This window comes from Sediminicoccus sp. BL-A-41-H5 (genome assembly GCF_050632405.1).
In the GTDB taxonomy this organism is placed as follows: domain Bacteria; phylum Pseudomonadota; class Alphaproteobacteria; order Acetobacterales; family Acetobacteraceae; genus Roseococcus.
Window position 1 is genome coordinate 4575001 of sequence record NZ_CP192601.1, and the last position, 24903, is coordinate 4599903.

Here is a 24903-nt window from a genome sequence, read left to right on the forward strand (position 1 = left end):
TGAGTAGGGCGGGGCACGTGAAACCCTGTCTGAACGTAGGGGGACCACCCTCTAAGCCTAAATACTCCTTGGCGACCGATAGTGCACAAGTACCGTGAGGGAAAGGTGAAAAGCACCCCGACGAGGGGAGTGAAAGAGACCTGAAACCGGACGCTTACAAGCAGTCGGAGCACCCTTGAGGTGTGACGGCGTACCTTTTGTATAATGGGTCCGCGAGTTCGTGTTGGCAGCAAGCTTAAGCCGTTAGGTGTAGGCGAAGCGAAAGCGAGTCTGAATAGGGCGTTTAGTTGCCGGCATGAGACCCGAAACCGAGTGATCTAGCCATGGCCAGGCTGAAGGTGGGGTAACACCCACTGGAGGGCCGAACCCACGCCTGTTGAAAAAGTCGGGGATGAGCTGTGGCTAGGGGTGAAAGGCCAATCAAACTCGGAAATAGCTGGTTCTCCGCGAAATCTATTGAGGTAGATCGTCAGGCGAACACCACCGGAGGTAGAGCACCGGAAGGGCTAGGGGGGCCCAAAGCCCTACCAAACCCTACCGAACTCCGAATGCCGGTGAGTGCTACCTGGCAGACAGACTGTGGGTGCTAAGGTCCATAGTCGAGAGGGAAACAGCCCAGACCACCAGCTAAGGCCCCCAAATGATGGCTAAGTGGGAAAGCATGTGAGACGGCCAAAACAACCAGGAGGTTGGCTTAGAAGCAGCCATCCTTTAAAGAAAGCGTAATAGCTCACTGGTCTAATAGCTGTCTTGCGGCGAAAATGTAACGGGGCTCAAGCCATCTGCCGAAGCTGTGGATGCACCGTAAGGTGCGTGGTAGCGGAGCGTTCCCTAGGCCTGTGAAGGTGCATCGCGAGGTGTGCTGGAGGTATGGGAAGTGCGAATGCGGACATGAGTAGCGACAAAGAGGGTGAGAAACCCTCTCGCCGTAAGTCCAAGGGTTCCTGCGCAAGGCTAATCCGCGCAGGGTGAGCCGGCCCCTAAGGCGAGGGCGACAGCCGTAGCCGATGGGAATCAGGTGAATATTCCTGAGCTCGTCAGAAGTGACGGCCCTGAAGTTCCATTATCCCTTATTGGATTGGGGTGGTGGTTGGATGGGTCCGGGAAATAGCTCTGACATTGAACCGTACCCGAAACCGACACAGGTGGACTGGTAGAGTATACCAAGGCGCTTGAGAGAACCATGTCGAAGGAACTAGGCAAATTGCTCGCGTAACTTCGGGATAAGCGAGACCCATGCTTGCGCAAGCAGGTGTGGGTGGCACAAAGCAGGGGGTGGCGACTGTTTAGTAAAAACACAGGGCTCTGCGAAATCGAGAGATGACGTATAGGGTCTGACGCCTGCCCGGTGCCGGAAGGTTAAAAGGAGATGTGCAAGCATCGAATTGAAGCCCCGGTAAACGGCGGCCGTAACTATAACGGTCCTAAGGTAGCGAAATTCCTTGTCGGGTAAGTTCCGACCTGCACGAATGGCGTAACGACCTCCCCACTGTCTCCGGCATGGGCTCAGCGAAATTGAATTCCCCGTGAAGATGCGGGGTACCCGCAGTTAGACGGAAAGACCCTATGAACCTTTACTGCAACTTCGCAGTGGCGCCAGGAAGGGACTGTGTAGGATAGGTGGGAGGCTTTGAAGCATGGGCGCTAGCTTGTGTGGAGCCAACCTTGAAATACCACCCTGTGCCTTTTTGGCGTCTAACCGAGCCTGGTTATCCCGGGCCGGGACCCTGCGTGGTGGGCAGTTTGACTGGGGCGGTCGCCTCCCAAATTGTAACGGAGGCGCGCGATGGTGGGCTCAAGCCGGTCGGACATCGGCTGTTGAGTGCAAAGGCATAAGCCCGCCTGACTGTGAGCGTGACAGCGCGAACAGAGACGAAAGTCGGCCTTAGTGATCCGGTGGTCCCTCGTGGACGGGCCATCGCTCAACGGATAAAAGGTACTCTAGGGATAACAGGCTGATCTCCCCCAAGAGTCCACATCGACGGGGAGGTTTGGCACCTCGATGTCGGCTCATCGCATCCCGGGGCTGGAGCAGGTCCCAAGGGTTCGGCTGTTCGCCGATTAAAGCGGTACGTGAGCTGGGTTTAGAACGTCGTGAGACAGTTCGGTCCCTATCTGCTGTGGGTGTTGGAGACTTGAGAGGATCTGTCCCTAGTACGAGAGGACCGGGATGGACATACCTCTGGTGCACCAGTTGTCACGCCAGTGGCACAGCTGGGTAGCTAAGTGTGGACGGGATAACCGCTGAAAGCATCTAAGCGGGAAACCCACCTCAAAACCAGGTCTCCCCGAGGGCCGTGATAGACCATCACGTTGATAGGTCGCCTGTGGAAGCGCAGTAATGCGTGCAGCTAAGCGATCCTAATAGCCCGATAGGCTCACTACTCCCCAATGCGGTTCGGACCACGTCCGAACACCGCACGCAGCACCAAACCCCACTTCACACACTCATCCCATTCCAACCAATCCCCATCACCACACGAACAGGTTTTCGGTTCGGTGGCCTGGTGCCTATCGCGGAGTTGAAACACCCGATCCCATCCCGAACTCGGCCGTGAAACACTCCAGCGCCCATGGTACTGCCGCTCAAGCGGCGGGAGAGTCGGTCAGCGCCAGGCCACCCAACCGAAAACCTTTTTTTATACCACCGTCACGCGGGGTGGAGCAGCCCGGTAGCTCGTCAGGCTCATAACCTGAAGGTCACAGGTTCAAATCCTGTCCCCGCATCCCAGAAAAACCCGTCAACCCAGAAGGTTGACGGGTTTGGCGATTCTACGGGTCGTCCCCACAGTCGCGGAGCACCAAATCCCTCTCGATGCGGTGCGTTCAGACAAGCCAGTGCCCGTGCTGGCGCTCGCCATCATTTCTCGCCTTCCAGCAGACGATACCCCACGCCAGGCTCCGTCCGCAGCAGCCCCGCCATCGACCCCAGCTTTGCGCGCAGCTGGCTGACATAGACGCGGAGATACTGGCTGTCCTCGACATGCGCCGGGCCCCAGACCTCGGCCAGCAGTCGCCGCTGTGTCACCACGCGTCCAAGGTTGCGCGCCAGCACCGCGAGCAGGTCCCACTCCCGTGGCGTGAGCATGAGTTCTGCCCCCGCGACAGAGGCGAGACGGCGCTCCAAATCTACCTGGAGCGCGCCTGCCGTGACCAAGGGCGTCGGCGCCTCCACCATGAGAGCACGCCGTGTTGCGGCGCGGAGACGCGCCAGCAACTCGGCCAGGCCGAAGGGCTTCTCGACATAGTCATCCGCACCGGCGTCGAGAGCCGCAACCTTCTCCGCCTCACGGTCTCGCGCGCTGATGACGATGACGGGCACGCTGCTGAAGCTGCGCAGGCGCGCCAGCACCTCTTTGCCATCCATGTCGGGCAGCCCGAGGTCGAGCAGCACGCAGGCCGGTCCACGCGCGGCGGCAAGCCGCAGCCCCTCGCGCGCCGTCTCGGCCCGCAGGGGCGCATAGCCCGCCGCCTCCAGCGCGGGGCCGAGGAAGCGATGGATCTGCGGCTCGTCATCGACCACAAGGACGGGGAGCGGGGCGGCCGTCATACCGGGAACCTGAGCGTGATCCGGGTACCACGGCCCGCCTCGATGGGGCTTTCAGCCTGGATGCGCCCCCCCATGGCGCCGACCAGCCCGCGGCAGATGGACAGGCCGAGGCCAGAGCCGGCCGCGATGCTGTCGCTCCGCGCGGCCCGGTAGAACGCATCGAACACGTGCGGCAGCGCCTCCCGCGCGATCCCAATCCCGTCATCCTCCACGACCAGGATGACCTCCCGCCCTTCCTGCCGCGCGGCGAGCAGAACTCGGCCGGCGGGCGCGGAATACTTCAACGCATTGTCGAGCAGGTTCTCCAGGACGCGGTCGAGCAGCGCGGCGTCGAGGCGCGCCTGGGGAAGGTCTGCAGGCACCTCGCGCCTGACCACGCGACCGGCATGCGTCTGCTCCGCATGCGCGGCCGCATCCTCCACCGCCGCCGCCAGCTCCACCGGTTCCCGCCGCGGCGTCACCTGACCCGTCTCGAGCCGGACGATGTCGAGGATGGCGGACATCCAGCGTGCGAGGCGTGTCGTCTCTTCCTCGATGCTGGCCAGAAGATCCGCTCGCGTCGCGGGCGAGAGCGCCTCGCCGCTTGTACGCAACGTCTCCGCCGCGCCGCGGATGGCGGTGAGTGGCGTGCGCAGGTCGTGGCCGAGACTGGTGAGCAGCGCGGTCCGCAGCGCTTCTGCCTGGCCGCGCGCGCGGGCCTGGGCGGCAGTCTCGGCGAGGCGCGCACGTTCCAGCGCCACCGCCGCCTGGTCCAGCAGGGCCGCGATGGCGCGGTCCGCCTCGGGGTCCGGCGCGTCCATGACCGGGCGTAGCCCGAGCAGCCCCAAGGTGATGGTCTGGCCATCGCGCTGGGCTGCGAGCGGCAGGAAGCGCCAGGCGCTGGCGGGCAAGGTCGCCGTTCCGCGCCCGGCCGGGCGGCCCTGCGCCATGGCCCAGCGCGCGGCCGCCATGGCGCCCTCATCGGGCGTCACCTCCGTCGGATAGGCGGCGCGCAAAACGGGCTCGCTCGCCCCCTGGGTCCCGCGAAGGAACTGCCCAGGCAAGCTGGCCTCCAGTGCCTCGTCCAGCGGCAGAAGCAGGCAGGCCGGGCCGCTGGAGAGGCGCGCCGCCTCCTCCACCACGGCCACCTGCAGCTCGGCGATCGAGGCCTGGGCATTCAGCCGGCGCGAGAGGGCGGCCAGGCGCCGCAACGCTGCCAGCCGGGCCGCCGCCGCACGCACATTGCGCCCCAGTCGGCCCGTGGTGCCCGCCAGAAGCGCTGCTACGGCGCCGAAGACCACGGCGCCCAGCACATCCTGGGCAGATGCGATCGCCAGCGTGTGGCGCGGCGGCAGGAAGAGGAAGTTCCAGACGAGGAAGGACAGTACCGCGCCCGCGCCCGCGTGCACGGGGCCGGCGAGGGCGGCGATGGCCACGATCGCCGCAAGATAGACCATCCCGAAGGCCGCATCGGGCACCATGCCGTCGAGCACCATGCACGCCAGCGTCGCACCACCGACGAGCAGCGGGACCGCGAGCCAGGAGACCCAGCCCGGCCAGGCGCGCGCGGGCGAGGGGCCGGGCGCCGCGACCGGGCTTGGCACCACATGAAGGGTGAATTCGGGCGCGGCGCTTGCCAGGGCGGCGATCAGCCGATGACCGAGCAGGCTTCGCCACCAGGGCATGGTGCGACGGCCGAGGACGATGTGCGTGGCACGGCGCGCGCGCGCATGCGCAACGATGGTGGCGGGCAGATCGGTCGCCGTGGTGATCTCGGTCTCGGCACCGAGTTGCTGGGCGAGCGCTATGCCGGGTCCCGGATCCTCAGCCTGGCCTGGCTGCTCGACATGCAGGGCGAGGAGCGGTGCGTGCAGCGCATCGGCGAGGCGGCGCGCCTGTTGCAGGATGGGTTCCGCCGAGCCCTCGCCCGGGATCAGGGCCAGCACGCGGTCGCCTACGGGCCAGGGGCCGGCGACGGCGTTGCGCCTCATCCAGGACGTGACGTCGGCATCCACGCGGTCTGCTGTCCGGCGCAGCGCCAATTCGCGCAAGGCGGCCAGCGCGCCCTCCTTGAAGAAGCCGCGCAGCGCGCGTTCCGCCTGCTCGGGGCGATAGATCTTCCCGGCGCGCATGCGTTCGAGGAGTTCGGCGGGCGGGATGTCCACCAGCTCCACCGCGTCGGCGCCCTTGAGGACGGCGTCCGGCACCGTCTCGGCGACACGCACGCCGGTGACGCGGGCCACGGCTTCCGCGCTGCTATCGAGGTGCTGGACGTTCATCGTGGTCCAGACCTCGATGCCGGCGTCGCGCAGTTCCTCCACATCCTGCCATCGCTTGGCGTGCCGGCTGCCGGGCGCGTTGCTGTGGGCCAGTTCGTCCAGCAGCAGGATCGCAGGGCGCCTCGCCAAGGCCGCATCCAGGTCGAACTCGTGCAGGACTTGCCCGCGATAGGCGATGGCGCTGAGTGGCAAGCGCGGGAGCGTGCCGATGGCGGCCTCTGTCTCGGCGCGGCCATGCGTCTCCACCAGGCCGATCAGGACGTCCGTGCCCGCCTCCCGAAGCCGGCGCGCCTCGGTCAGCATCTCGACCGTCTTGCCGACGCCTGGCGCGGCGCCAAGGAAGACCTTCAGCCGGCCGCGCCCCTCCCGTGCCGCCAGCTCCACGAGGGCGTCAGGGTCGGGGCGCGCGGGCTCGGCGGGGCTCATCGCTGAGGAGGATAGGCTGGCGCGGCCCGCGCGTCAGTTGCCGATCGTCCGCTCCGCACGGCCCTCACAACGAGACCTGCGCGCCCAGTTCCACGACGCGTCCTGGCGGAAGGTCGTAATACTCCGTCGCGGAGCCGGCCAGGCGCAGCATCGCGGCGAACAGCGTCTCTCGCCAGCGCGCCATGGCGGGGCGCGGCGCCGGCACCAGGATCTGCCGCCCGAGGATGTAGGAGGTCAGCAGCGGCTCCGTGCGCCAGGCGTCCGGCAGGCCCGCAAGCACCGGTGGAATGCGCGGCGGGTCCATGAAGCCGAAGGTGACGACGGCGCGCCCGAGGCCCGGCGCCAGCTCCTCGAAGCGCAACCGCTCCGCTGGCGGCACATGAGGCAGGAGGGCCGTTTCCACCGTCAGCAGCAAGGTGCGCTCATGCAGCGCCTGGAAGTGCTTCAGGCCGTGCAGCAGCGCCCGCGGCACGCCCGCGCCGTCCCGCGTCAGATAAACCGCGAGGCCCCGCACGCGCGGCACACCCGCGGTCGAGCGGCGGAAGGTCTCGATGGGCAGCGCGTCCCGCGCGAGGGCAGCGGCCATCAGGGCCCTGCCGCGCGCCCAGGTCGAGAACAAGATGATCAGTGCGAGCGCGATGCCGATAGGCAGCCAGGCGCCGTCCAGGATCTTGGTCGCGGCGGCGGCGAAAAGCAGCGTGTCGAAGACCAGCAGCACCGCATAGACCGGCAGGGCCCAGAGCAGATTCCAGCGCCAGACGCGGAAGACCACGAAGCCGATCAGCGCCGTCGTCAGCACCATGGTTGCCGTCACGGCGAAGCCGAAGGCCCCGGCGAGCTGCGTCGAGGAGGGAAAGGCCACGCACACCGCGATGACGGCCAGGCAGAGCAGGGCATTCACCCCGGGGGCATAGAGCTGTCCCCGCTCATCGGCCGAGGTGTGCAGGATTCGCAGCCGCGGCAGGTAGCCGAGCTGAACGGCCTGCGCGGTGATCGAGAAGGCGCCGGTGATCGCGGCCTGGCTGGCGATGACGGTGGCGGCCGTCGCGAGCGCCAGCAGCGGCCAGAGCGCCCAGGACGGTGCCAGCAGGTAGAAGGCCTGCGCCATGGCCGCCGGGTTCTCCAGCACCAGCGCCGCCTGCCCGGCGTAGCAGAGCAGCAGGGCCGGCAGCACCAGTACTGTCCACGCGCGGCTGATCGGCCGCCGTCCGAAATGCCCCATGTCGGCGTAGAGCGCCTCGGCGCCCGTGATCGTCAGCACCACCGTGCCGAGCGTCAGGAAGGCGCGCAGCGGGTCGTTCCGGACGAGGTCCAGCGCGTAGGTCGGGCTGATGGCCGCCAGCACCCCCGGCCGTGCCGCGATATTCACGGCGCCCAGCAGTCCGATGGTCACGAACCAGGCTAGCATGACCGGCCCGAACCACCGCCCCATCGCCCCGCTGCCATGGTGCTGCGCCGCGAAAAGCACGAGCGCGATGCCGAGCGTCACCGGCAGCACGAGCGCGCCCAGCCGCTCATCGGCCAGCTGCACGCCCTCCACCGCTGAGAGGATGGAGATGGCGGGCGTGATCACCGCATCGCCATAGAACAGGGCCGTGGCCACCAGCGCGGCGCCGGCCACCAGCGGCAGGGCACGGCTGCTGGGCGCGACGCGGCGGATCAGCGCGAGCAGGGCGAAGGACCCGCCTTCGCCGCGGTTGTCGGCCCGCATGGTCACCAGCACGTATTTCACGGTGACGACCAGGATCAGCGCCCAGACGATCAGCGACAGCACGCCCAATACGTGCAGCTCGTCCACCGGCAGCGGGCGATGGCCGATGAAGCTCTCGCGGAAGGCGTAGAGAGGCGAGGTTCCGATATCCCCGAACACCACGCCGAGAGCGAGGAGGGCGAGGCGATTGGGCGAAGCGGCGGGTGCGGTCATGGAGGGGCGGTTCCTGTCCACCCATGCAAACGCATCTGTGTGGCGGCGCAAAGGGGTGGGAGGGCCTGGAGCGGTGGGCAGCCACTAGCCCGAGCACGGGCGGGGCATGCACCTGCCGCTCGGATCAGCGACGGCGCCAGCGCCAGGCGCAGGCCGCGCCCGCGACGAGGATGACCCCGCCGCCCGCGATGCCGAGGGCCAGCGCCGGCCAGACCGTGAGGACGGCGAGCCCGTGAATGGTCCAGGCCAGGCCGCACCATGCTATCAGCGAGATCATCACCAAGGCCGAGACCTCCCGACCGGAATGCGGGCCGAGGTCGCGGCGCCTGGTCATCGCAGGAGCAGCCCGCGCGGCGTCAGGCTGCGCCGCCGCGCCAGCCAGCGCAGCAGGGGCGGCGGGGAGAGCGGCCGGCTGGGCAGGCCGCAGCGTGAGAGATCGGGCCCCGGCGCCTCGCGCCGCCGCAGGTCGCGCAGCACGCAGGCCAGGCCCCAGAGCCAAAGCAGCGCGAGCGCCGGCGCGAGCACGAGGAGGAGGTCTCGAAACAGGAACGGATCTTCCATGGGTCCTTGCAGGCCCTGGGCCTGCATCTTGGGGAGGGGCGGGATATGCGCCGCGCCCGCGCTAGGACGCGATGTGCAAGGCCCCGCGCGGGCGTAAGGGGCGCGTCAAGGCGGTGCCTCCCTCGTCAGGCCCGGATGCCAACGCTGGCGGGTCGCGTCCATGGTCAGAACTTGAACGAAATGGCGGCCAAGGCACGCGCGCCGCAGATGTCCTGGCCGCGGCCATTGATGGGCGCGCAATCCTGGCGGCTGATGGACGTCTGGTAGTAGCCGATGCTGGCCGTGACCGTGCCGATCCCAGCTATGGAGAAGTCTCGCCCCAGGGTCAGTGCCCACCACGTGTAGTCGGGTGCACCAAAGCGCGGATTCCGCTCGACCCACTGATGGCCGACCCGCGCGCCAGCCGTCAGATCGAGGAGGCCCGTGCGCCAATCCGCCCCAGCCTCGAGATAGATGCCGGTCCCGGAAGAGCCGAAGAAGTTGGGGGATGCAGCCCCGGTTGCCATGAGGGTCACCGGGCCGATCTCCCGCGTGACCTTCAGCGCACCCTCGGCGTAGTTCAGCCCGAACTGGCCGGGTGCGGGGGTGTAGCCAGGATAGGTGTACCAGATTCCGTACAGGTCCAGGTTGAGCCCCGCCACTGTGAACCGGTACCCCCCGAAGATGTCGATCTCCTGCCGCGCATTGGTTCCGGCGAAGCTGACATTCGACAGGAACGCGCCGACATAGACGCCACTCTCGTGGGACAGCTCCAGATTGGAGATCTGGTAGGCCGGGCGTGATCGTGTCTGGCTGATGCCGCGAAACAGGTAATCCGTTGCGACCGTTCCGGTGCCGGTGAGGGAGAGCCCTGTCTCACCCACGCGGAGCTGTGCCTGAGCCGGCAAGGCCGCCAGCGTGGCGATGCAGAGGATGAGGTGGCGCAGCATGGAGACGCCCTTCAACGCACCGACTCCAGCGTCAGATTGAGGCGCAGCACGTTCACGCGCGGCTCGCCCAGCAGGCCGAATTCCCGGCTCTCGGTCTGGGCTGCGATGAGTGCGGTGACGCGCGTCTCGGGCAGGCCGCGTGCGGCGGCGACGCGGGGCGCCTGGGCCCGCGCATTCTCGATGCTGATATGCGGGTCGAGGCCGGAACCACTGGCCGTCACCGCATCCGCCGGCACGTCGCGCGCACCGGCGAGGCGCGTGGTGATCGCCTCCAGCAGCGGGGCGCTGGTCGGCCCGAGCTGCGAGGCGGCGGAGGAACTGGCGTCATAAGGCGCGGCGGAGGTCGCGGAGGGGCGGCCCTGGAACCAGCGGTCGCCCTCGAAGTTCTGGCCGATCAGGGCGGAGCCGACGACCTGACCCTCGCGCCGGATGAGGCTGCCGACGGCCTGCTCGGGCAGGATCAGCCCGGCCAGTGCCGTGACGCCCAGGGGGACAACGAAGCCCAGCAGCAGCGTGGCGCCGAGCAGCAGGGAGAGAAGCGGACGCAACATGGCTCAGGCCACTCCGATGAAGGTGAGGATGACGTCGATGAGCTTGATGCCGAGGAAGGGCGCGATGAGGCCGCCCAGCCCATAGACCAGCAGGTTGCGCCGCAGCAGCGCGGCCGCGCCGATGGGCGCATAGCCCACACCGCGCAGCGCCAGCGGCACCAGCGCCACGATGATCAGCGCGTTGAAGATCACCGCGGAGAGGATGGCGCTTTGCGGGCTGGTGAGGCCCATGACGTTCAACGCGCCGAGGCCCGGATAGGTCGCGACGAAGATCGCGGGCAGGATCGCGAAGTACTTCGCCACGTCATTCGCGATGGAGAAGGTGGTGAGCGCACCGCGCGTGATGAGGAGCTGCTTGCCGATCTCCACCACCTCGATGAGCTTCGTCGGGTCGCTGTCCAGGTCGACCATGTTCCCGGCCTCGCGCGCGGCCTGCGTGCCGGTCTGCATGGCGAGGCCGACATCGGCCTGGGCGAGGGCCGGCGCGTCATTCGTGCCGTCGCCCGCCATGGCGACAAGGCGGCCTTCGGCCTGCTGCGCACGGATGTAGTCGAGCTTCTGCTGCGGCTTGGCCTCGGCCAGGAAGTCGTCCACCCCGGCCTCGACCGCGATAGCGGCGGCGGTCAGGCGGTTATCGCCCGTCACCATCACGGTGCGGATGCCCATGCGGCGCAGCTCCGCGAAGCGCTCGCGCATGCCGGGCTTTACGATGTCCTTGAGCTCGATGGCGCCGAGGATGCGGCCATCCTTCGCGACGGCCAGCGGCGTGGCGCCGGTGCGGGCTATGCGGTCCATGCCGGCTGCCAATTCGGGCGGAATGGCGACGCCCAGGGTGGTGGCCAGGCTGTCCACCGCGCCCTTGCGATAGGCGCCCTCGGGCAAATCCATGCCGGAGATCCGCGTCTGGGCAGTGAAGGGGACGGCGCGGGCGCCCTCGGGCATGGCGGCGGCGATGCCGAGGCGCTCCTTCGCGAAGGCGAGGATGCTGCGGCCCTCTGGCGTCTCGTCGGCGAGGCTCGCCAGCACGGCGGCTTCGGCGAGTTCCGCCTCGGTCACGCCGGGCGCGGGGAGGAAGGCGGCGGCCTGGCGGTTGCCGAAGGTGATGGTGCCAGTCTTGTCCAGCAGCAGCACATCCACATCGCCCGCCGCCTCCACCGCGCGGCCGGAGGTGGCCAGTACGTTGAAGCGGACGAGGCGATCCATCCCCGCGATGCCGATGGCCGAAAGGAGGCCGCCGATGGTGGTCGGAATCAGCGTCACCAGCAGCGCGGCCAGCACCACCACGGAGGGTGCGGCGCCGCTGTAGCTGGCGAAGCCCACGAGCGTGACCACGGCGATGAGGAAGATGAGCGTCATGCCCGCCAACAGGATGTCGAGCGCGATCTCGTTGGGCGTCTTCTGGCGCGAGGCGCCCTCCACCATCGCGATCATGCGGTCGAGGAAGGTGCCGCCCGGCTCGGCGGTGATGCGCACCAGGATGCGGTCGCTCACCACCAGCGTGCCGCCGGTGACGGCGCTGCGATCACCACCCGCCTCGCGGATCACAGGCGCGCTCTCGCCGGTCACGGCGCTTTCATTCACGCTGGCGATGCCTTGGACGATCTCGCCATCCGAGGGGATGATCTCGCCCGCCTCCACCAGCACATGGTCGCCGCGCTTCAGCTCGGCGGCGGCGCGCGGGATGGTCAGCGTGGTGTCGTCCGGCATGGGAACGAAGCGCGCCATGGTCTCGCCCCGCGCGGCGCGGAGCGAGGCGGCGCGCGCCTTGCCGCGCCCCTCCGCCACGGCTTCGGCGAAGGTGGCGAAGAGCACGGTGAGCCAGAGCCAGGCGGCCACACCCGCCTGGAAGGCGAAGGCTTGGCCGAGCACAGCGTCGCGCACCGCCAGCAGCGTGACGAGGATGGAAACCACCTCCGTCACGAAGATGACCGGGTTGCGGACGAGATGCCGCGGGTTGAGCTTGAGCACTGCGTCCAGCGCCGCGCGGCGAAGGATGGCGCCGTCGAACAGCGCGAGGGAGGTTTGCATGGTGCGAGCCTTCAGAAGGTCTGGCCGGCGAGCATGGCGAAGTGCTCCGCGATGGGGCCGAGTGCGAGGGCGGGCAGGTATTGCAGCCCCCCCAGGATGAGGATCACGCCGGCCAGCAGCCCGGCGAAGAGCGGGCCATGGGTCGGCAGGGTGCCGGCCCCTTCCGGAGCGCGCGGCTTGGCGGCCAGGCTGCCGGCGATGGCGAGCACGGGGATCACAAAGCCGAAGCGGCCCGCCAGCATGGCGAAGCCCAGCATGGTGTTGAGCCAGGGCGTATCCGCCGTCAGGCCACCAAAGGCGGAGCCGTTATTCCCCGCCGCCGAGGTGAAGGCGTAGAGCATCTCGCTCAGCCCATGCGGCCCGGCATCCTGCAGCGAGGCCGTGCCCACCTCCAGCACCAGCGAGAGGCCGGCGAGGCCGAGGATCGCAGCCGGCAGCACGAGCACGGCGAGCATGGCGAGCTTCACCTCGCGCGCCTGCACCTTCTTGCCGAGATATTCCGGCGTGCGGCCCACCATCAGTCCGGCGACGAAGACCGCCAGCAGCGCGAAGACCAGCATGCCATAGAGGCCTGAGCCGACGCCGCCGGGCAGCACCTCACCCAGCTGGATGAGGAAGAGGGGCACGAGGCCACCCAACGGCGTGAAGCTGTCCAGCATCGCGTTCACCGCGCCGCAGCTGGCGCCCGTGGTGGTGGCGGTGAAGAGGGCGGCGAGTGCCAGGCCGAAGCGGAGATCCTTCCCCTCCATGTTGCCCTGCGCGGGCGAGACGCCGGCCGCGAGGTGCAGAGGGTTGCCCGCGGCCTCGGCCGCGTAGATCGCGAGCGTCGCCAACAGCACGAAGCCGGTCATGACGGCGAGCAGCGCGCGCCCCTGCCGTGCATCGCCGACCATCCGGCCGAAGGCGAGGCAGAGGCCGAAGGGGATCACCACCTGCAGGATGATCTGGAGGCTGGTGGCCATCGCGCTCGGCCCCTCGAAGGGATGCAGCGAGTTGACGCCGAAGAAGCCGCCGCCATTGGTGCCGAGATGCTTGATGGCGAGTTGGGAGGCGACGGGGCCAAGCGAGATCACCTGCTCCCCGCCCGCGAGCGTGGCCGCTGTCACGCTTGCTTCCAGCGTCTGCGGCACGCCCATGGCGATGAAGGCGAAGGTGGCCAGAACCGCGCCCGGCAGCAGCAGCCAGAGCGTCACGCGCGTGAGGTCTGCCCAGAAGTTGCCAAGCTGCGTGAGGCCGCCGGCCGCGAAGGCCCGGATCACCGCGAAGGCCAGCGCGATGCCCGTCGCGGCCGAGAGGAAGTTCTGCACCGCAAGCCCTGCCATCTGGCTGAGATGCGACATCGCCGACTCGCCCGAATAGGCCTGCCAGTTCGTGTTGGTGACGAAGGAGAGGGCGGTGTTGAAGGCGAGCCAGGGTGGGATGCCATCGAAGCCCTGGGGGTTCAGCGGCAGCGCGCCCTGCAGGCGCAGCATTCCGTAGAGCAGCAGGAAGCCGGCCGCGTTGAAGGCCAGCATGGCCAGCAAATAGGTCTGCCAGGACTGGCCCTGGCCCGGGTTGATACCGGCGGCGCGAAGCAGTGCCGCATCCGGGCGTGTGAGGGGGCCGAGCCGCCCCTGTGCGATGGCGGCAAGCCAGGCGCCGGCCGGCACCGCCAGCAGCAGCGCGCAGCCGAGCACGAGCGCGATCTGCGCCCATCCGATGATCGTCATGTCAGAGGCTTTCAGGCCGTAGCAGGGCCCAGAGGAGATAGAGCAGCAGGCCAAGCGCCACGGCGCCGCCGAGGGCGAGTTCGAAGGTCATGGCTAAACGCGCCCGCAGGCCCGGACATAAAGCGCGAGGGCCGCGAAGCCGCCGAGCCCGGCGGCGAGGAGAAGAAGGTCAAGCATGGTAATCCCCTGTAAGTCAGGGGGCAGACTGAACGCGATGCGCGTGAGGGCGCGATGTGGAAGAAGCGACCAGCGTATAAGGGCGGCGTAAAGAGGAAGGCGTCGGAGCCGGCGACGGGGTGGCCTGTGCTGACCTTCAGCGCTGAGCCAATTCGAGTGTGGCTGCTTCGGCTATATCCTGACGGTCACGTTATGGCGTCGTCGGTTGCGCGTCCCCGCATCCCAGAAAAACCCGTCAACCCAAAAGGTTGACGGGTTTCGTGATTCTTGGTCCCGAACGCGTTGTGGAAAAAAGAGGGCGCGAGGTCACGCCCGGCTTACCGGGGCCTACCCTCCGTCGCTGCCACACTCGCCCCGCAGATCCGGCCGACGAATTCGGCGAACATGGCCGTGATCATCTCCCGTGTCTCCGCCGGCGCCTTGGCCGGGCTACCGGCGTCGAAGGGCGGTTCCGGGTCGTATTCGGCCACGAGCTGCAACGCCTTCGCATAGGCGTCGTCCCGCAGCCTCGCGACCATAGCGAGGCCGAAATCAATCCCTGCCGTCACCCCGCCACCGGTGGCGCGGTTCCGGTCCATCACCACCCGCTGCTCCATCGGGATGGCGCCGAAGATCGGCAGGAGGTCGCGCGTGATCCAGTGTGACGTCGCCTGGTAGCCGCGTAGCAGCCCCGCCGCGCCCAGCAGCAGCGAACCGGTGCAGACCGCCGTCACCCATTCGGCCTTGCCACCGCGATCGGCGAGGAAGGCCATGGTCTCCGGATCCTCCATGGCCTGCAGCGTGCCCTCGCTGCCGCCGGGCACGCACATCACCGTCAACCGCTCCGGGCAGCTCGCGAAATCCGTGTCCGGGATCACCGTCAGGCCCGTATCGGTCACGATCGGATCGCGCGTCTTGGCAACCAGGCGCACCGTCGCCCCCATCAGGCCGCGGAACATGTTGTGCGGTCCGACGAAGTCGAGCGCCGTGCAGCCGGGATAGAGCAGGAACGCGACATCCTCCGGCCCCCGTGAAGGCGCCGGCGCCGCAGGGCGGTGGCTGCTGCGGTTGAGGCCCGACGGCCGAGCCGCGGCTTTGGCTGCTCGGCTATGGGGACTGGACGGGCAGCGCCTCGGCGACGCTGGCCGGGATCACCCGCGCCGCCGTCGCGGCGATCCCGGAAGCGCTCGCCACCCGCATCCCGCCTGTCTCCGCCGCGGGAGCCGCTGGATTGCCTTAGGCACGGGGCAGCACGCTCGTCACACAAGCTTCACGCACAGCGGCTTCGATTCGATTATCCTGGAAATATGGATAGTGACGAGGCCGCCGCCGGTTTCACCGCCCTCGGTCAGGGCACCCGGCTCGAACTGATGCGCAGCCTGCTCGCGGCCGGGCCCTCCGGCCTGCCAGCGGGAGAGGCGGCGGCACGGCTGGGCGTGCCGGCCTCCACCCTGTCCTTCCACCTCAAGGCGCTGGAGATGGCGGGCCTGGTCGCCGCGACACGGCAGGGCCGCAGCCTGATCTACGCCCCCCAACTGGCCCGGCTGCGCACGCTGTTGGCCTTCCTGGCGCAGGCGTGCTGCGGCGGCCAGCCCGACCGCTGCGGCGATCTCGCGCGGCTGCTGGATGCCATCACCCTGGAGAATGCAGAGATGGAACGCCCTGTCTTCAACGTGCTGTTCCTGTGCACGCACAACTCCGCCCGCTCGATCATGGCCGAGGCCATTCTCGACCGGATCGGCCGCCCCCGCTTCGAGGGCTGGTCCGCGGGGTCTCACCCGCGCCCGGATGGGCCGCTGCCGGAGGTGCTGACCCTGCTCAAGACGCTGGGGCATGACGTCTCCGGGCTCCGTTCGAAATCATGGAACGAGCTGACCGGGCCTGACGCGCCCAGGATGGATTTCGTCATCACCCTTTGCGACACGATCCAGGGCCAGACCTGCCCCGATTTCGGGGACACCACCGTGACCGGCGCCTGGCCCTTGCCCGACCCATCGAAGTTCAGCGGGAGCACCGCCGAGCGTGCGACGCTGCTGAACGAGGTCTATGCCGGGCTGCGCCGCCGGCTGGAGGCGTTCATCAGCCTCCCCGTCGCCTCGCTCGATCGCATGGCCCTGCAGGCCCGTGTGGACGAGCTGGCCGATCCGCACGCGATGGTCCGGTGAGCCTTTCGACACATCTGGAGGCAGCAGCATGAGGGTCGGGATTTCCGGCATGGGCCGCATCGGGCGTCTCGCCCTTCGGGCAGCCTTGGGGGCGGCGGACCGCCAGGCGGAGGATCCGCGCGCGGGCAACCGTCTCGACGTGGTGCATCTGAACGAGATCAAGGGTGGCGCGGCCGCCATCGCGCATCTGCTGGAATTCGACAGCGTGCAGGGCCGCTGGCGCGCGCCCATGGCGGCCGAGGGAAATGCGGCCATCCGCATCGGTGACCGCCGCATCGGCTATTCCGAGCACGCCCGGGCGGGTGACATTCCGTGGGGCGATCTCGGTGTGGACGTCGTTCTGGAATGCACGGGCAAGTTCCTCTCGCCCGAGACGCTGGCCGGTCATCTCGACCGCGGCGCGAAGCGCGTGATCGTCGCGGCCCCCGTGAAGTTCGACAGCGTTCTGAACGTGGTGGTCGGCGTGAATGAGCATCTCTACGACCCGGCACGGCACCCGATCGTCACCGCGGCGTCGTGTACCACGAACTGCCTCGCGCCGGTGGTGAAGGTGGTGCATGAGGCGATCGGCATCCGGCACGGGCAGATCACCACCATCCACGACCCGACCAACACCAATGTGGTGACCGACGCCCCGCACAAGGATTTGCGGCGGGCGCGCTCCGCGATGCTTTCGCTCCAGCCGACCACGACGGGCAGCGCCACCGCCATCGCCCTGATCTACCCGGAGCTGAAGGGCAAGCTGAACGGCCATGCGGTGCGCGCGCCGGTGCTGAACGCCTCGCTGACGGACTGCGTCTTCGAGATGCGGCGCGAGACCACGGCCGAGGAGGTGAACGCCCTGTTCGCCGAGGCCGCGGCTGGGCCGCTGGCCGGCATCCTGGGCCATGAGACACGCCCCCTGGTCAGCGCGGACTATGCGCGCGACACCCGCAGCTCCATCGTGGACGCGCCCAGCACCATGGTGACCGACGGCACGCTGCTGAAGGTCTATGCCTGGTACGACAACGAGATGGGCTATGCCTGCCGCATGGTGGACCTTGCCTGCCACATGGAAGGCGTGGGCATCTGAGATGAGCAGCGCCGGCACCCGCAACTACGCCATCGTCACCGCCGCCTATTGGGGGTTCACCCTGACCGATGGCGCGCTGCGGATGCTGGTGCTGCTGCATTTCTTCCGCCTCGGCTACTCGCCCTTCACGCTGGCGCTGCTGTTCCTGCTGTATGAGGCGGCGGGGATCGGCGCCAATTTGATCGGCGGATGGCTCGCGACCCGCTTCGGCATCGCTCGGATGCTGGCGGTGGGCCTCGCCACCCAGATCTCGGGGTTACTGCTCCTCTCGGCGGTCCCGCCCGACTGGGGGGCGGCGCTTTCCGTCGTGTGGGTCGTGCTGGCGCAGGGCGTGTGCGGCGTGGCCAAGGACCTGACCAAGACGGCCAGCAAAAGCGCGATCAAGCTCACGGCGGGCGACGCGTCGGGGCGCCTTTTCCGCTGGGTGGCCTTCTTCACCGGCAGCAAGAACGCGATGAAGGGCCTGGGCTTCTTCCTCGGCGGGCTCCTGCTGGAGGCGCTGGGGTTCCGCGGCGCGCTCTGGGCCATGGCGGCGGCCCTCGCGCTGGTGCTGGCAGGCGTGCTGATCTCCCTGCCGCGGCTCATGGGCAAGGCGCGCGCGTCGAAATCCGCGCGGGAACTCTTCGCCAAGAGCCGGGGGGTGAACATCCTGGCCGGCGCGCGCGTCTTCCTGTTCGGCGCGCGGGACGTGTGGTTCGTGGTGGGCCTGCCGGTGTTCCTCTACGCTGCGGGCTGGACGTTCACGATGGTGGGCGGGTTCCTGGCGGTCTGGACCATCGGCTACGGCGTGGTGCAGGGCCTGGCCCCCGCGCTGGTGCGACGAAGCGCGGATGGGCTGAGCACCGAAGTGCCGGCGGCACGCGCCTGGTCGCTTGCCCTTGCGCTGGTTCCCGTCGCGCTGGCGTGCGCGATGCTGGCCGGCGCGCCACGGCCGGAGTTCTATGTGCCCCTCGGCCTCTGCGTCTTCGGGGTGCTCTTCGCGGTCAATTCCTCGGTGCATTCCTATCTGGTGCTCGCCTATGCGGGCAGCGAGAAGGCGGCCGAGGATGTGGGCTTCTACTACGCCGCCAACGCCGCCGGCCGCTTCGCCGGGACCGCGCTGTCGGGCCTGCTCTTCATCATCGGCGGGCTGCCCGCCTGCCTGATCGGCGCCGCGCTCATGCTGGTGGCGTGTTGGGTGCTGACGCTGGCACTTCCCCTGGACCACCGCGCCACCCTGGCGCGCGCTGCCTGAGGGGCCGGGCGCTGCACCCTGGATCGCGGGCGGACGGCCGGAAGGTACGTCGCTGATGAGGCAGGCAGCGGCCGCTTTGGACATGTGCCGCCGTATCATGGGCGCTGTGCTCGCCGGCGCGATGGACATCGCAGCGCGCCTCGTCGCCGATATGCTGACGCCGAAGCTCGCTCAGCCCGTCGCGGTGGAGAACCGGCCGGGCGGCCGCGGGACCATCGCCGTCACTGCCCTCCCGCAGGCCGCCCCGGAGGGCTGCACGCTGGGCGCGGTGGCGCTGGCGGCGCTGCCGAGCATCCGGGCCGGCGCGGCCCGCTCAGGGCCTGGACCACGCTGCGTTCACATGCGTTCACTCCGCGCGGTCCAGCCTTTGCTGAGAGGATGATTCAGCGCTTCGGCGATTCCGCCTCAACGCATCATGCTCTAAAGGCGCGGCAAGGCCAGGCCCGTAGCGGGATCGAAGAGGTGCAGCCTCGCCGGATCGAAGGCGAGGGCGGCGGGCGCGTTGAGCGCCGCGCGGATGTCGCTGCGGACCTCGGCGGTGATGCGCAGCCGGGGGGCGATCTCCACCTCGATCAGGCGCTCGGAGCCGATGAGTTCGGTGATCCAGACCTTCCCGGGCACCGCGCGCGGATCATCGAGTGGGGCCATCGTCACATCCTGCGGCCGGACACCGAGGATGAGGCTGCGCGGCGCGCGGGTGAGGTCGAATTGCCGCGGGGCGGGCAGGGCGCGACCGGCCAGGCGCAGCACGGGCGCCCCATCCTCAGCGTCCAGCTCCACCTCTGCGAAGTTCATGGGCGGGCTCCCGATGAAGCCGGCGACGAAGAGATTGGCCGGGCGGTCATACACCTCCTCAGGGGTGCCGAACTGCTGCACCACGCCCTGGTTCATGACGGCGACGAGGTCCGACATGGTCATCGCCTCCAACTGGTCATGCGTGACGTAGATGGAGGTGGTCTCAAGGTCGAGGTGGAAGCGTTTCAGCTCGCCGCGCATGGTGGCGCGCAGCTTGGCGTCGAGGTTGGAGAGCGGCTCGTCCATCAGGAAGATGTCGGGCCGGCGCACCATGGCGCGACCGAGCGCGACCCGCTGCCGCTGCCCGCCCGAGAGCGCGCGCGGCTTGCGCGTGAGCAGCTGCGCGATCTCCAGCACGCGGGCGACGACGCCCACCTTCTCAGCGCGCTCGGCCTTCGGCGTGCCGCGCACCTTCAGGCCGTAGCCGATGTTCGCCGCCACATCCATGGTGGGGTAGAGCGCGTAGGACTGGAACACCATGGCGATGTTGCGGTCGGCCGGCGAGAGGTGGTCCACGCGCCGGCCGCCGAAGAAGATCTGCCCCGCCGTCGCGCGCTCCAGCCCCGCGATCATCCGCAACAGGGTGGTCTTGCCGCAGCCCGAAGGGCCCAGCAGCGTGACGAACTGGCGCTCGGGGAAGGTCATGTCGAGCGACTTCAGCACCTGGTTGGTGCCGAAGGATTTGGAGAGGCCTTCGATGCGGACATCCATGGATCTCAGCCCTTCACAGCGCCGGCGCCGAAGCCGGCGACGAGGTGCCGCTGGAACGCCATGAACAGGATCGCCATCGGCACCGTCATGAGGACGGAGGAGGCCATCATCAGCCCCCAGTCCACATGCGTGCCGTCGAAGAAATGCATGACGCCGACCGTAAGCGGCATCTTCTCCATGCTGTTCATGAAGACGCGGCCGAAGAGGTAGTCGTTCCAGGAGACGATGAGCGTGAAGATGGCCGCCGCCACGATGCCCGGCCAGGCGGTGGGCAGCACGATCTCCCAGAAGACGCGCAGGCGCGAGGCGCCGTCCACCAGCGCGGCCTCCTCGATCTCGACCGGGACGCCGCGGAAGAAGGCCCACATCAGCCACATGGAGAAGGGCAGGGTGATGCAGACATAGCCGAGGATGAGGGAGAGCAGCGTGTCGGTCAGGCGCAGATCCACCATCACGAGGAACATGGGGAAGACGAAGATGATGGAGGGCACCATGTAGCCCACCAGCGCGAGGTAGGGCACGGCGCGCTGGCCGGGGAAGCTGAAGCGCGTCAGCGAATAGGCCGCGAGCGTGGAGACGATGGTCGTGATCAGCGTGGTGCAGAGCGTCACGATCACGCTGTTCCAGAACCAGTCGAGAAAGAAGGCCGAGGGCGGAGGCGTGCCGCCGCTGCCGCCGCCCGCCTGGAAATAGGCGTCGCGGCCCACGAGCAGGGCGCGGTAGTTCTCCAAGGTCCAGGTGCTGGGCCAGAGCGTGGGCGGCCAGAGGAAGATTTCCTCCTTGGGCTTCATGCTGGTGAAGAAGGCCCAGATGAGCGGGAAGCACACCAGGAAGGTCACCGCCGTCAGCGCCGCGTAGAGGAAGAGGCGCAGGGTCACGTCGCGCGGGGTCATGCGGTCTTCTCCTCGCGCCCGAAGCCCGAGACGCGCACATAGAGGATGGTGCCCACCAGCAGCAGGCCGATCATGACCACCCCCGTGGCAGCGGCGACGCCCAGGCGCAGATTGGCCATGCCCTCCTCGAAGGCGTAGACGGCGAGGTTGAAGGTGGAAGTGCCGGGCCCGCCGCGCGTCAGCAGGTAGATTTCCTCGAACTTGTTGAAGGTCCAGATCGTGCGGAAGACGATCACCACCACCAGTACTTCCTTCAGCATGGGCAGCGTGATGTCCATGAAGCGCCGCCAGGCGCCCGCGCCATCCACCTTGGCCGCGTCGTAGAGTTCCGTCGGGATGGTCTGCAGCCGCGCCAGGACGCAGATGACGACGAAGGGCGTGTACTTCCAGACATTCAACAGGATGGCCGAGAGCATCGCCATGTCCGGCGTGGAGAGCCAGGCGATGTTCTCCGAGATGAGGCCCATGCTCAGCAGGGCGTGGTTCACGATGCCGATCTCGGAATTGAAGATCCAGCGCCAGTTGAGCGCGATGACCACCGTGGGCACGATGTAGGGAAACAGCAGCAGGCCGCGATAGATGGCCATGCCCGGCAGCGTCAGGTTCAGCAGCAGCGCGAGGGCCACGCCCAGCACGGTCTGGAACAGGATGGACCATCCGGTCCAGATCAGAGCCTGGCGGAAGCTGTCCCAGAACAGCGGGTCGTCGAAGATGCGTTCGAAGTTCTCGAGGCCCACCCAGTAGATGTCGTCGGGGCGGAGCGGGTTGTAGGCGTAGAAGGCCATCCGCACCGCCTCGACCACCGGCCACACCATGAAGAGCGCGGCCGTGACGATGAAGGGCAGCATGAACAGGATCCCGACCTGGCGGTCGGAGAGGGTGAAGCGGCGCCTTTCGGGCGCCGCGGGCCGGGCTCCTGCCATGCGTCAGCGCGCGAGCATGCGGGCGTTGTCGCGCCGGATGCCCTCGAACTGGCGCTGGCCCCATTCGACCGCGGCCTTGGGCGCCTCGTTGTTCAGGAGCATGCGCTGCACCGCCTGCGCCCAGACGCTGCGGCCATGCGCGACGCCCGCGAGCGGGTTCACGCCACGCTTCTGCTCGAGGCCGGTGTTGCAGGCATGCGGCACGCTGTCCTTGAAGATGACATCCAGCGAGCGCCGCTTCGACTGGTAGAAGGGATGCGCCAGCATGGCCGGCGCGCTCGCCACATCCTTGAACACGGGCCCGACATTGGGCATCAGGCTCTGGCTGTAGCGCACCATCCAGTCCACGCTGTTGGAGACATAGGCCACGGCCTCCTTCGTCTCGCGGATGAAGGGGTTGTCGCGGCGCGGGATGATCCAGCCGTTGATGTCCGTCCAGGACCAGCGCCCGCCGGTGCGCGGATGCGCCGGGTTCAGGTAGTATTCCATGTTGTTGAACAGCGCGGGCGTCTCCTCCGCCGCGCGGCCCATGGTGCGGCCCCAATAGGCCGACATGGCCGTGCGGCCGGCGACATGCTGGTCCACCACCTGCAGGAAGCTGAATTCGACCGCCGAACGCGGCATCGCGGGCTGCAGGCGCCGGATCATCTCGAAGGCTTCGACGGTGGCGGGGCTGTCGAACACCGTCCTGAAGTTGTCCCGGGTGTCCCAGGTCAGGCCGCCGGCCTGCCAGATGAACTGGGTGATGTGGTAGTCGGCGCAGAGGTTGCGCCCGAGCGCCATGGTGTAGCCGGACATGCCGGGCTTGCGCTCGGCGATGGTGCGCGCGGCATTGGCGAACTGGTCCCAGTTCCAGGCGCCGGGGTCACCCAGGCCCAGCTCGTCGATCACGTCCTTCTGCACGACGAGCAGGCAGGGCTGATGGTGGACGGGCACGGCGTATTGCACGCCCTTCCAGGCGCCGAACTGCTCCAGCGTGAAGCCGTCCACCAGGCGCTCCTGCGCGCGGATGGCGCGGTTCACATCCTCCACCGGCTCCAGCAATTCCTCGGCGGCGAGCTGATAGGCGATGGGGCTTTCCACGCTGATCAGCGCGGGTGGGCGGCGGGCGGCGAGGTCCGTCGTCAGCTTCACCGTGACGCCGTCCCAGGGGATCTGCTCCACCTCGAAGCGGATGTTGGCATTGTTGCGCTGCGCCCATTCATTCATGCCCTGGACGAAGACGCCGCCATAGGGGCCGGGTTCGCCCCAGACGCGCGCGACGCGCACGCCGCCCTGCGCCAGTGCGGGCGCCGCGAGGCCGCTGGCCAGCGCCACGCCGCCCACGCCCTGCATGAGATGTCTGCGGGAAGTGTTCATTGGACCGTCTCTCCCATTGCGCGGACCTCTGTCGGGCCTGCTGCGTCGTTGTCGGAACCAGTTTCCGCCGGAAGCCGTCGGGCGAGCGGAACGCCCGTGTCGCTACGCGTTCTTGGGCGCGTAGCGCGCGAAGCGGACATCGGCCGTCTTCTCATGGGCCAACATTCCCTCCTCGTGGCAGATGCGGCCCATGATGGGTGCGATGCGGCGCGAGGCTTCGTCGGTGAGGCGCTGCCAGGTCACGGTCTTGATGAACTTGCCGACCCAGAGCCCGCCCGTGTAGCGGCCGGCCCGGCCCGTCGGCAGCGTGTGGTTCGTGCCCACGCCCTTGTCGCCATAGGCCACGGTGGATTGCTCGCCCAGGAAGAGGCTGCCGTAGTTGGTGAGGCGCTGGAGATACCAGTCGTCGCGCGCGGTCTGCACCTCCAGGTGTTCGGGCGCGTATTCGTCGCTGACGGCCGCGGCTTCCTCGTGGCTGTCGACCACGATGACCTCGCCGAACACCTCCCACGCCTTGCCGGCGACGGCGGCGGTGGGCAGCGTCTCAAGCTGCAGCGCGATCTCTGCCAGCACCTTCTCGCCGAAGACGCGCGAGGTGGTGACGAGCCAGGCGGGGCTGTCCGGCCCGTGCTCGGCCTGGCCCAGCAGGTCGGTGGCGACCAGCGCGGGGTCGGCGGTGTCATCCGCGATCACCATGATCTCGGTCGGGCCGGCCAGCAGGTCGATGCCGACCGTGCCGAACAATTGCCGCTTGGCCTCCGCGACGAAGGCGTTGCCGGGGCCGGTGATGATGTCACGCGGCGTCATGCCCACGCGGCCATAGGCCATGGAGGCCAGCGCCTGCACGCCGCCGATGCAGTAGATCTCATCCGCGCCCGAGGCATGCAGCGCATAGAGCGTCTGCGGGTAGATGCCCTCCGCGTCGCGCGGTGGTGCGGCGCCGATCACATGGCCCACGCCCGCCACCTTGGCCGTGGCGACCGACATGATGGCGGCCGAGATCAGGGGGTACTTGCCGCCGGGGATGTAGCAGCCCGCCCGCGCCACGGGGATGAGCTTCTGGCCGAGGACGATGCCGGGTTCCACCTCCGTCTCGAATTCGCCGATGGAATCGCGCTGCGCCTTGGCGAAGTCGGTCACGCGGGCGTGGCACCAGGCGAAATCCTCCTTGAAGGTTTCCGGCAGGGCGCGTTCCACGCGGCGGATCTGATCGGGCGTGACGCGGAAATCAGGGGCGGTCCAGCGATCGAACTCGCGGGCGTAGCGCCGAACGGCGTCGTCGCCACCCGTCGCGATGTCATCCAGGATCGCACGGACACGATCCTCAAGAGCGCGACGGTCTGCGGGCTGGACGGGCTTTGCCTGTTTCAGGTGATGTCTGGCCAAGTCAGCGTTCCTGCCTTTGTTTTATTGACGTTGGCGCACGAGGGTAGGTCTCGGCCAGCAGGCGTGTCAATCAGCGCCGTCTCATGATCCGGCTGCGTCCTCGGCTCGACCTCGCGCGAAAGCTCCTCTGGCGTCCGCCACGCTCGGGCCAACGCCAGCCGTTTCTCCCCGTTGCATTTCGGCCCCGCCAAGACCTCCGGCGCAAGCCTCGGGATGTCCACCGAAGCAGGGCGACGCCGACCTGCCCTGTTCATGAACGAGAGCAGGCCGGGC

Annotated in this window: 20 protein-coding genes, 1 tRNA gene and 2 rRNA genes (1 of these 23 only partly in view); 7 read left to right on the plus strand and 16 right to left on the minus strand. The window is 68.2% G+C overall.

What is annotated here, in order from left to right; genetic code table 11:
• The 3 genes from ACQ860_RS22460 to ACQ860_RS22470 all read left to right on the plus strand — a co-directional run.
• Nucleotides 1–2386: ribosomal RNA gene (locus ACQ860_RS22460) — 23S ribosomal RNA — on the plus strand; it begins 351 nt to the left of the window's first position.
• A 117-nt stretch (nt 2387–2503) separates the two neighbouring features.
• Nucleotides 2504–2618 (plus strand): 5S ribosomal RNA (gene rrf, locus ACQ860_RS22465).
• Nucleotides 2619–2653: 35 nt separating this feature from the next.
• Nucleotides 2654–2727: transfer RNA gene (locus tag ACQ860_RS22470), tRNA-Met, on the plus strand.
• A 133-nt stretch (nt 2728–2860) separates the two neighbouring features.
• On the opposite strand, the gene ACQ860_RS22475 is transcribed toward ACQ860_RS22470, so the two are convergent.
• The 11 genes from ACQ860_RS22475 to ACQ860_RS22525 form a co-directional block, all read right to left on the minus strand.
• Nucleotides 2861–3550, minus strand: coding sequence for a response regulator (locus ACQ860_RS22475; protein ID WP_431305526.1), 690 nt, complete (start codon nt 3548–3550; stop codon nt 2861–2863).
• Nucleotides 3547–6234 carry an ATP-binding protein gene (locus ACQ860_RS22480; protein WP_431305527.1) on the minus strand — a complete coding sequence of 896 codons (2688 nt, stop codon included), beginning with the start codon at nt 6232–6234 and terminating at the stop codon, nt 3547–3549. The genes ACQ860_RS22475 and ACQ860_RS22480 overlap by 4 nt, the downstream gene beginning before the upstream one ends.
• A 64-nt stretch (nt 6235–6298) precedes the next feature.
• The gene (locus ACQ860_RS22485; protein WP_431305528.1) at nt 6299–8158 is read right to left on the minus strand and encodes a potassium transporter Kup; all 1860 of its coding nucleotides are present in this window, start codon (nt 8156–8158) and stop codon (nt 6299–6301) included.
• 124 nt (nt 8159–8282) lie between these two features.
• Nucleotides 8283–8492: a hypothetical protein gene (locus tag ACQ860_RS22490; RefSeq protein WP_431305529.1), complete on the minus strand. Its 210-nt coding sequence runs from the start codon at nt 8490–8492 to the stop codon at nt 8283–8285.
• Nucleotides 8489–8719, minus strand: coding sequence for a hypothetical protein (locus tag ACQ860_RS22495; protein ID WP_431305530.1), 231 nt, complete (start codon nt 8717–8719; stop codon nt 8489–8491). Before ACQ860_RS22495 ends, ACQ860_RS22490 begins: the two co-directional genes overlap by 4 nt.
• A 164-nt stretch (nt 8720–8883) precedes the next feature.
• Entirely contained in the window at nt 8884–9648 is a 765-nt protein-coding gene (locus ACQ860_RS22500) for a TorF family putative porin (protein WP_431305531.1), read from the minus strand.
• A gap of 11 nt (nt 9649–9659) precedes the next feature.
• Nucleotides 9660–10199 carry a potassium-transporting ATPase subunit KdpC gene (gene kdpC, locus ACQ860_RS22505; protein ID WP_431305532.1) on the minus strand — a complete coding sequence of 180 codons (540 nt, stop codon included), beginning with the start codon at nt 10197–10199 and terminating at the stop codon, nt 9660–9662.
• Between the two features lie 3 nt (nt 10200–10202).
• On the minus strand, nt 10203–12227 hold the full coding sequence (gene kdpB, locus ACQ860_RS22510) for a potassium-transporting ATPase subunit KdpB (RefSeq protein ID WP_431305533.1): 2025 nt from the start codon (nt 12225–12227) through the stop codon (nt 10203–10205).
• Between the two features lie 11 nt (nt 12228–12238).
• The gene (gene kdpA / locus ACQ860_RS22515; RefSeq protein WP_431305534.1) at nt 12239–13936 is read right to left on the minus strand and encodes a potassium-transporting ATPase subunit KdpA; all 1698 of its coding nucleotides are present in this window, start codon (nt 13934–13936) and stop codon (nt 12239–12241) included.
• A gap of 1 nt (nt 13937) precedes the next feature.
• Entirely contained in the window at nt 13938–14027 is a 90-nt protein-coding gene (gene kdpF / locus ACQ860_RS22520; protein WP_431305535.1) for a K(+)-transporting ATPase subunit F, read from the minus strand.
• Nucleotides 14028–14430: 403 nt separating this feature from the next.
• The gene (locus ACQ860_RS22525) at nt 14431–15099 is read right to left on the minus strand and encodes a DJ-1/PfpI family protein (protein WP_431305807.1); all 669 of its coding nucleotides are present in this window, start codon (nt 15097–15099) and stop codon (nt 14431–14433) included.
• A gap of 300 nt (nt 15100–15399) precedes the next feature.
• On the opposite strand from ACQ860_RS22525, the gene ACQ860_RS22530 reads away from it, so the two are divergent.
• The 4 genes from ACQ860_RS22530 to ACQ860_RS22545 all read left to right on the plus strand — a co-directional run bounded on the left by ACQ860_RS22530 (nt 15400) and on the right by ACQ860_RS22545 (nt 18945).
• On the plus strand, nt 15400–16257 hold the full coding sequence (locus tag ACQ860_RS22530) for a helix-turn-helix domain-containing protein (RefSeq protein WP_431305536.1): 858 nt from the start codon (nt 15400–15402) through the stop codon (nt 16255–16257).
• A gap of 28 nt (nt 16258–16285) precedes the next feature.
• Nucleotides 16286–17329 carry an ArsJ-associated glyceraldehyde-3-phosphate dehydrogenase gene (locus tag ACQ860_RS22535; protein WP_431305537.1) on the plus strand — a complete coding sequence of 348 codons (1044 nt, stop codon included), beginning with the start codon at nt 16286–16288 and terminating at the stop codon, nt 17327–17329.
• Nucleotide 17330: 1 nt separating this feature from the next.
• Nucleotides 17331–18563 (plus strand): organoarsenical effux MFS transporter ArsJ, encoded by a 1233-nt coding sequence (arsJ, locus tag ACQ860_RS22540; RefSeq protein ID WP_431305538.1) that lies wholly within the window; start codon nt 17331–17333, stop codon nt 18561–18563.
• Nucleotides 18564–18660: 97 nt separating this feature from the next.
• Complete coding sequence (locus ACQ860_RS22545) at nt 18661–18945, plus strand: tripartite tricarboxylate transporter substrate-binding protein (protein WP_431305539.1); 285 nt, start codon at nt 18661–18663, stop codon at nt 18943–18945.
• A 38-nt stretch (nt 18946–18983) separates the two neighbouring features.
• On the opposite strand, the gene ACQ860_RS22550 is transcribed toward ACQ860_RS22545, so the two are convergent.
• The 5 genes from ACQ860_RS22550 to hisD all read right to left on the minus strand — a co-directional run bounded on the left by ACQ860_RS22550 (nt 18984) and on the right by hisD (nt 24630).
• The gene (locus ACQ860_RS22550) at nt 18984–20069 is read right to left on the minus strand and encodes an ABC transporter ATP-binding protein (protein ID WP_431305540.1); all 1086 of its coding nucleotides are present in this window, start codon (nt 20067–20069) and stop codon (nt 18984–18986) included.
• Nucleotides 20070–20074: 5 nt separating this feature from the next.
• Entirely contained in the window at nt 20075–20962 is an 888-nt protein-coding gene (locus ACQ860_RS22555; RefSeq protein WP_431305541.1) for a carbohydrate ABC transporter permease, read from the minus strand.
• Nucleotides 20959–21885 carry a carbohydrate ABC transporter permease gene (locus ACQ860_RS22560; protein ID WP_431305542.1) on the minus strand — a complete coding sequence of 309 codons (927 nt, stop codon included), beginning with the start codon at nt 21883–21885 and terminating at the stop codon, nt 20959–20961. The genes ACQ860_RS22555 and ACQ860_RS22560 overlap by 4 nt, the downstream gene beginning before the upstream one ends.
• A gap of 3 nt (nt 21886–21888) precedes the next feature.
• Nucleotides 21889–23244: an ABC transporter substrate-binding protein gene (locus tag ACQ860_RS22565; RefSeq protein WP_431305543.1), complete on the minus strand. Its 1356-nt coding sequence runs from the start codon at nt 23242–23244 to the stop codon at nt 21889–21891.
• Between the two features lie 102 nt (nt 23245–23346).
• Entirely contained in the window at nt 23347–24630 is a 1284-nt protein-coding gene (hisD, locus tag ACQ860_RS22570) for a histidinol dehydrogenase (protein ID WP_431305544.1), read from the minus strand.
• Between the last annotated feature and the right edge of the window lie 273 nt (nt 24631–24903).

Coding starts and splice junctions, on each gene's coding strand:
- ACQ860_RS22535 (WP_431305537.1), top strand. CDS start 16,286: ATGAGGGTCGGGATTTCCGGCATGGGCCGCATCGGGCGTCTCGCCCTT.
- ACQ860_RS22550 (WP_431305540.1), bottom strand. CDS start 20,069: ATGGATGTCCGCATCGAAGGCCTCTCCAAATCCTTCGGCACCAACCAG.
- arsJ (WP_431305538.1), top strand. CDS start 17,331: ATGAGCAGCGCCGGCACCCGCAACTACGCCATCGTCACCGCCGCCTAT.
- kdpB (WP_431305533.1), bottom strand. CDS start 12,227: ATGCAAACCTCCCTCGCGCTGTTCGACGGCGCCATCCTTCGCCGCGCG.
- ACQ860_RS22545 (WP_431305539.1), top strand. CDS start 18,661: ATGGGCGCTGTGCTCGCCGGCGCGATGGACATCGCAGCGCGCCTCGTC.
- kdpC (WP_431305532.1), bottom strand. CDS start 10,199: ATGTTGCGTCCGCTTCTCTCCCTGCTGCTCGGCGCCACGCTGCTGCTG.
- ACQ860_RS22485 (WP_431305528.1), bottom strand. CDS start 8,158: ATGACCGCACCCGCCGCTTCGCCCAATCGCCTCGCCCTCCTCGCTCTC.
- kdpF (WP_431305535.1), bottom strand. CDS start 14,027: ATGACCTTCGAACTCGCCCTCGGCGGCGCCGTGGCGCTTGGCCTGCTG.
- ACQ860_RS22475 (WP_431305526.1), bottom strand. CDS start 3,550: ATGACGGCCGCCCCGCTCCCCGTCCTTGTGGTCGATGACGAGCCGCAG.
- ACQ860_RS22530 (WP_431305536.1), top strand. CDS start 15,400: ATGGATAGTGACGAGGCCGCCGCCGGTTTCACCGCCCTCGGTCAGGGC.
- kdpA (WP_431305534.1), bottom strand. CDS start 13,936: ATGACGATCATCGGATGGGCGCAGATCGCGCTCGTGCTCGGCTGCGCG.
- ACQ860_RS22565 (WP_431305543.1), bottom strand. CDS start 23,244: ATGAACACTTCCCGCAGACATCTCATGCAGGGCGTGGGCGGCGTGGCG.
- ACQ860_RS22480 (WP_431305527.1), bottom strand. CDS start 6,234: ATGAGCCCCGCCGAGCCCGCGCGCCCCGACCCTGACGCCCTCGTGGAG.
- ACQ860_RS22555 (WP_431305541.1), bottom strand. CDS start 20,962: ATGACCCCGCGCGACGTGACCCTGCGCCTCTTCCTCTACGCGGCGCTG.
- ACQ860_RS22560 (WP_431305542.1), bottom strand. CDS start 21,885: ATGGCAGGAGCCCGGCCCGCGGCGCCCGAAAGGCGCCGCTTCACCCTC.
- ACQ860_RS22490 (WP_431305529.1), bottom strand. CDS start 8,492: ATGACCAGGCGCCGCGACCTCGGCCCGCATTCCGGTCGGGAGGTCTCG.
- ACQ860_RS22500 (WP_431305531.1), bottom strand. CDS start 9,648: ATGCTGCGCCACCTCATCCTCTGCATCGCCACGCTGGCGGCCTTGCCG.
- ACQ860_RS22495 (WP_431305530.1), bottom strand. CDS start 8,719: ATGGAAGATCCGTTCCTGTTTCGAGACCTCCTCCTCGTGCTCGCGCCG.